Origin of the sequence: Schlesneria sp. (genome assembly GCF_036405755.1) — a bacterium.
Lineage (GTDB): Bacteria > Planctomycetota > Planctomycetia > Planctomycetales > Planctomycetaceae > Schlesneria > Schlesneria sphaerica.
The window spans coordinates 1-5653 of the sequence record NZ_DASWWZ010000755.1; the positions used below are offsets into that span (position 1 = coordinate 1).

A 5653-nucleotide genomic window follows, 5' to 3' on the forward strand; every position below is an offset into this window, starting at 1 on the left:
CAGCGCCACAGCTCGGGTGCAATCGTACGATGCGCCGCCCGCCGTTCTGCGATGTAGTCCAGCACCATGCCCGAGAGTGCCGCGTTGGACCGCTGGTCCAGCCCCACGACGGGAGCCATCGGGACACCGATGAACTGGCACTTCAGCACCATCTGATTCCACTGGTCTTCGTTGAACTGTTCCGCCGGATACGGGTTCTGATACGCCACCGCGCAGAAGACAGCCTTGATGTTCGTCCGAATCCCTTCGGCAGCGCGCAAGACATGTGCCTCGGGATGCGGCAGGAGCGGTAACGACTGATAGATCGCGACCAGTTCCCCAACTTCGCCCGTGGAGGCAAGCTGATCCAGAATCCCCACCAGCGTGGTCGGTTCAGTCGGCGGCAAAGTCAGCAGAAACAGCGTTCGAGTCGCCTGATCAATACTCCAGCCCTTCGGGTTCCAGCCAGGCCGCACCTCATTCGCGATGATCAGTTCTTCATCCGTCAGCTCGAGATCGGATTTCCCAACCTTGCGCGGCACCATTCCGAAGGCGAGAAACAATCCCCGCTTGTCCCCCTGCTGAATCACTTCCTGGCGATCGCGAATCCACGCAGCCGCGGCGGGATCCAACCGCATTTCCATCCATCGCTCGATCAGTTGTCGAATTTTTTCCGTATCAGGATTCATGAGTGCTCTCTGAACTGGCCCTTCGCAGGGAACGCGTCAATGTCCGTGACCGCAACTGGAAGGGTTCCCACAGCAACCCGACATCGGAAGCTGAGGAATCGGACTGGCAATCGGCAACGCAATACCACCCGAGATCACTCGCTCGACCGCTGCGTCCAGCGCAGTATTACCCGGCTCAGTCTGAGTGCGCGTGCACAGCTCGCCCCACGTCTTGATGGATTCCTTCATTCCGTGCTGCACGGTCAACGTCTGCTGATTCTCTGGACAATGGTAATCGTAAGTGGGCATCTCTGAATCTCCTACCCTTCGAACCCTGCTCGCTCAGCCAACCCGCTGGCGAGCTTCTGATAATGCTTGTTCAAACAGTTCGCGTTGCTTGATCAATTCCTCGGCGGGATCCGCGGGGACAACCCCCTCCTCCAGCATCATCCAGCCGAAATAGTCCACTTTCACGAACAGATCCATTAACTCCGCCCATGGATAATTCGACACGTCAAATCGATGAATATGAGTCGTCTGCCCCAACCGATCCTTCACCAGGTTGAAGTTATGTTCAAGCCCCGGAGCTTCCAGATCCTGCGGATTCGAGTTCCAGCAGATCGCCACGTTGGGATGATCGGCCACATCGAGAATCGCCCGGATGGTGGGTAACTGCGCACACTGACCATGAACCTCGAGCCGTATCTGCTGACCGAACCCCGTCGCATACTCGGCGACTTCATTCAGGGCGCGACCGATCTGGGCGATCGTCTGCTCGCGGGGAACATCCTTGTGGAAAGAGTCTGGCTTGACCTTCACGCCCGAGCCGCCGACATCATGACTCAACTGGATGAAGGCTTTCGTCGCGTCGATCGCAGCCTGCAACACCTTCGGATCCGGGCTGTCAAATCGTTCGTTGCTGCCAATCCCCACCATTTGAACCGCAGATTTCTCGAACTGTCGCCGCACGTCATCGCGTTCACGCTCGGAAAGGCTCGGTTCCACCCCATGTTTGTGGGTCGTACGGAGTTCAACCCCCAGAACCTTGGCACGCTCACAGTTCTTCAGCAGCGTGGGGAGATCCCAGTCTTTGCCCCACTGGTAGGTGACAAGCCCATAACGGATCTCGCCCCCCTTCTTCTCTTTCCCCTCCTCTGCCATCGCCCGCTGGGGAATCGCCCCCCATCCCGTTGACGCCGCAATACCGGTGAGCACCGATGTTTTCAGAAACTCACGTCGGGAAGCGATCCCACCTCGCCCGATCTGGCTCGTACAACACGTCCCCTCACGCTGGAGTGAAACAGGGTCCAGTTTCTGATCGACAGTCTGGAAGCCAACTTGCGCGCGGTCGTTGAGCATTCTGGAATCCTTCTCAGCGGTTATGACGAGGCCATCTGCCGTTCAGCAATCTCAATTGCTTTCAGTAACCCCCGGGCTTTGCTGAGGGTCTCTTCGTACTCTGAGGATGCAACACTGTCTGCCACAATCCCGGCACCCGCCTGCACATAGGCCGTCTGCCCCATCATGACAATCGTGCGGAGAGCGATGCATGTATCCATGTGGCCGGTAAAATCGAGGTAACCGACAGCCCCGCCGTAAGGTCCCCGGCGATGCGGTTCCAGCTCATCGATAATTTCCATGGCCCGTACTTTGGGAGCCCCTGACAAGGTCCCTGCCGGAAGCCCCGCCCGCAAGGCATCCAGTGCCGTCTTACCCGCAGCCAGTTTCCCCGTCACCGTAGAGCTGATGTGCATCACATGGCTGTAGCGTTCGACGTGCATGACGTCGCTGAGAACGACCGAACCGTACTCTGCCACGCGTCCGACATCGTTCCGCGCCAGGTCAACGAGCATCACGTGTTCGGCCCGCTCCTTCTCGTCGGCGAGAAGTTCTTTTTCCAGCGCCTCATCTTCTTCCTGCGTTTTGCCGCGACGACGCGTTCCTGCCAGAGGACGAATCGTCGTCCGCCCTTCCTCGACACGGACCATGATTTCCGGCGAACTGCCGATCAGATGCGCGTGCGGCGTCCTCAACAGAAACATGAATGGACTTGGATTCACCACACGCAACGCACGATAGATGTCGAGCGAACTGGCTTTTGTGGTGACCTCAAGCCGTTGGCTGAGAACGACCTGAAAGATATCTCCTGCGCGAATGTACTCTTTCGATTTCTCGACAGCCTGCTCGTAGCCAGCCCGCGTAAAGTTCGAGCGAAACGGAATCTGCGGATCACCGTGGAGCGAGATATCCGACAGGTGAATCGTCTCGGAGCGGGTGTCGAGTTGCTCGCACAACAGATCAACCCGCTTACAGGCATTCTCGTAAGCGGATCGCAAATCACCCCCTCGCACATCGGCGTGGACGACGACCCGAATCGTCTTTTGAATCTGATCGAAGATCACCATCCGGTCGTACATGGCAAACGACATATCCGGCAATTTACGATCATCTTCCGGCGCATTGGGAAGGTGTTCCGTGTAGCGGACAGTATCGTACCCCGCATAACCGACAGCACCGCCACAAAAGCGCGGCAATTGCGGAAGATGGGGTGCCCGGTACTGCTCGAGCATCTGATGGATGTGCTCAAGAGGGTCTTCGACCGTGTACCGCTGTGTCTGGCCCGCTTCCGTCAGTACGATCTCTTTGTCATACGCATCGAACTGCAGGAACGGCCCGGCCCCGAGAAAGCTGTACCGTCCAACTCGCTCACCGCCGACCACACTCTCGAACAGGAACGAATTTTCGTCCCCGGCGATCCGACAGAAAGCGCTGACCGGCGTCAGCGTATCACTGATCAGTTGGCGAAAAACCGGTACAAAGTTCATCCCCTGGGAAAGTTTTTCAAATTCAGCAAAATCGGGCGTGTAGTGAGCCATGTCGTCGAACGTCTCTCCAGCGGAATTCCCGAGCACTCATGCCCGTCTGACCAATCGTACCCGTTCGAGGAAACGAGGGCCAGCACGCCGAAAAGTTCACTTCCCGGCCCGAAAAACGAATCACGCGCAAGCGAATTCCCACCTGTGGTGGCAGCCTTCGCCCCAACGCCAGCCCGCAATCCCTCCCCCGGCGGGTCTCCACCACACAATCTAAGACACCAGCCAAACCAACAATCTCGGCCCGTCACGAACTCCGCCAACCGCAACGTCGGCCCAGCCCATCCCCGCCAAACCCGATCCCACCTGCGACAAACGAGGCCAGGACATGCCGGAAATCCGAGACCCATGGGTCAAACGGCGACCGAAGTCAAAAGAAAAAATTGAGATGAGCAAGTTGAACAAGTTGAGCAACTTCCCTGTTTTCCAGCACCAAACCCAGCGTCGAAGTTGCTCATTTTGAGCAAGTTGAGCAACTTCAAAGTCCTCGCGGGCATCAGTTCACCGGTCCCGCCCTGTCGCTTGGTATCGTCACTCGGTGAATGCACCATCTCGCATCTCCGGGCTGGAACTGGGGAAAACTCGAACTTACGCATCGCCAGAGAATTCAGTCCGCATCCCGCAAGTCAACACCAGGCTCAACGGATCAAACTGGTAGCACACACGCACATCACGAACGAACTGGTCAAGAGTTACCAGCGAGACTTCTCCCTCCGAACCGTGAAGCAATCCAATATTCAACTGGCGCGGAAGTGATTCTCAGGGCCTGCAAAGAACACGGGACCGCCACTGAAACACTGCAAATGAGCCGAGAAACCGCTATTGCGGCCCGCCACTGGATATTGTCTCAGTGTTAGTCGCTCTCATGCGTTAGTGTTACACCAACAGGACACTCGCGTCAACATCATTTGTCGTTTTTTGTCTACTTGAACTTCTTCAAAGGACGGCAGCACCACCCACTTCAGCACGGGAATCCTTCAGAACGAGGATCGAGAGCCATTTTCCGCCCATCCCCTGGCGTTCTTAATGACAGGCTCATTGCAAAACTGGCAGCGAGGGGGCATCGACTGCGAGTAAGATATAGAAAGTGGCGCACCAATCAATCCCCTTGCAGGGGTATCGCGACGCTCACTTCATCCGAAATCCATTTCCATACCACGCCCGGCGCCCCTGATAACGACGCCAGGCAATCAGGGCGACCGACTGAGTACGAGTCACCCCAGGTCAAATGTGATCACTTCCCGAGTGCAACCGAATGTACTTAGGCGGGACGTGATCGGTGAGCCAGACGCCGTTCTCCGAACGCCGGAACTTGTAGCCATCTGCGGACATCCCCGCGGAATCAATGACCAGAATGACAGGCTTCCCTCGCCGCTCACCTACTCCGGCCGCGACATCCAGCTCCTGCGAAAGATGTACGTCATGACGGCTCATCTTCTTCAACCCTTCAAGCAGGATCGCATCGAGAAATCGACTCACCGTGCCATGAAAAAGCTCGGGCGGTGGTGGAACTTCATCGAGCTGCAGGTCGACGGAGATCGAATGCCCCTGGTTCGCACGAATCTTCATCTGCGTCTCATTCAGAGCGAACCGCTGCTTATCGTTCTCTGCCACAACCTGAAACAGTTCGTCGCGTGTCATCCGAAACCCGATTCTCTCAGCCCCCGCCAACAGTTCTTCAATCAACACCCAGCCACCCGGCTCTAAATTCAAACCAAGTCCCTCCGGTTCATGCCGCAGGTACTTACTCATAAATTTGCTGACAGTCACAATCCGTTTGCTCATTGTGCCTCTAATTTTTTTATCGCTGACTGAGGTGCTGACGAGTTCACGGACAGTTCAACATCTTAAACTGGAAGCCCCAGAAAGGATTGTGGGATGTCTAAGAAAGTCGAAAAGAGAAACGCAAAACGAACACGCCGGAGCTTCACGGAGGAGTTCAAGAAAGAAGCGGTGGCCTTGCTGCTGGATGGACACTCTGCCAGTTCCGTTGCGGAGAGGTTGTGATTTTTTTGGAAGTTCAGGGTAGCAATCCTTCCGGGATGCGCTAAAACTCGGCCATGAGCACCACCCCCCCACCCAAGAAGCCTGATGTCCGTGTGAATTCTCCTGAACGTCGTCAGTTGGAATGGC

Annotated in this window: 6 protein-coding genes; 1 reads left to right on the forward strand and 5 read right to left on the reverse strand. The window is 56.4% G+C overall.

Going from position 1 to position 5653, the window contains the following annotated elements; genetic code table 11:
• From VGE80_RS24735 to VGE80_RS24755, 5 genes are all read right to left on the reverse strand, one after another.
• Nucleotides 1-668, reverse strand: a 668-nt coding sequence (locus VGE80_RS24735) for an EboA domain-containing protein (RefSeq protein WP_440594509.1), incomplete at its 3' end; no start/stop codon positions are given.
• 36 nt (nucleotides 669-704) lie between these two features.
• Nucleotides 705-956, reverse strand: a complete 252-nt coding sequence (locus VGE80_RS24740; RefSeq protein ID WP_440594510.1) for a zinc ribbon domain-containing protein — start codon at nucleotides 954-956, stop codon at nucleotides 705-707.
• 33 nt (nucleotides 957-989) lie between these two features.
• Nucleotides 990-2006 (reverse strand): sugar phosphate isomerase/epimerase family protein, encoded by a 1017-nt coding sequence (locus VGE80_RS24745; RefSeq protein WP_440594511.1) that lies wholly within the window; start codon nucleotides 2004-2006, stop codon nucleotides 990-992.
• A gap of 20 nt (nucleotides 2007-2026) precedes the next feature.
• Nucleotides 2027-3523 carry an anthranilate synthase component I gene (gene trpE / locus VGE80_RS24750; protein ID WP_440594512.1) on the reverse strand — a complete coding sequence of 499 codons (1497 nt, stop codon included), beginning with the start codon at nucleotides 3521-3523 and terminating at the stop codon, nucleotides 2027-2029.
• Between the two features lie 1221 nt (nucleotides 3524-4744).
• Entirely contained in the window at nucleotides 4745-5305 is a 561-nt protein-coding gene (locus VGE80_RS24755; RefSeq protein WP_440594513.1) for an RNA 2'-phosphotransferase, read from the reverse strand.
• Nucleotides 5306-5398: 93 nt separating this feature from the next.
• Between VGE80_RS24755 and VGE80_RS24760 the strand changes: the two genes are divergently transcribed.
• Nucleotides 5399-5527, forward strand: coding sequence for a hypothetical protein (locus tag VGE80_RS24760; protein ID WP_440594514.1), 129 nt, complete (start codon nucleotides 5399-5401; stop codon nucleotides 5525-5527).
• Nucleotides 5528-5653 lie beyond the last annotated feature (126 nt).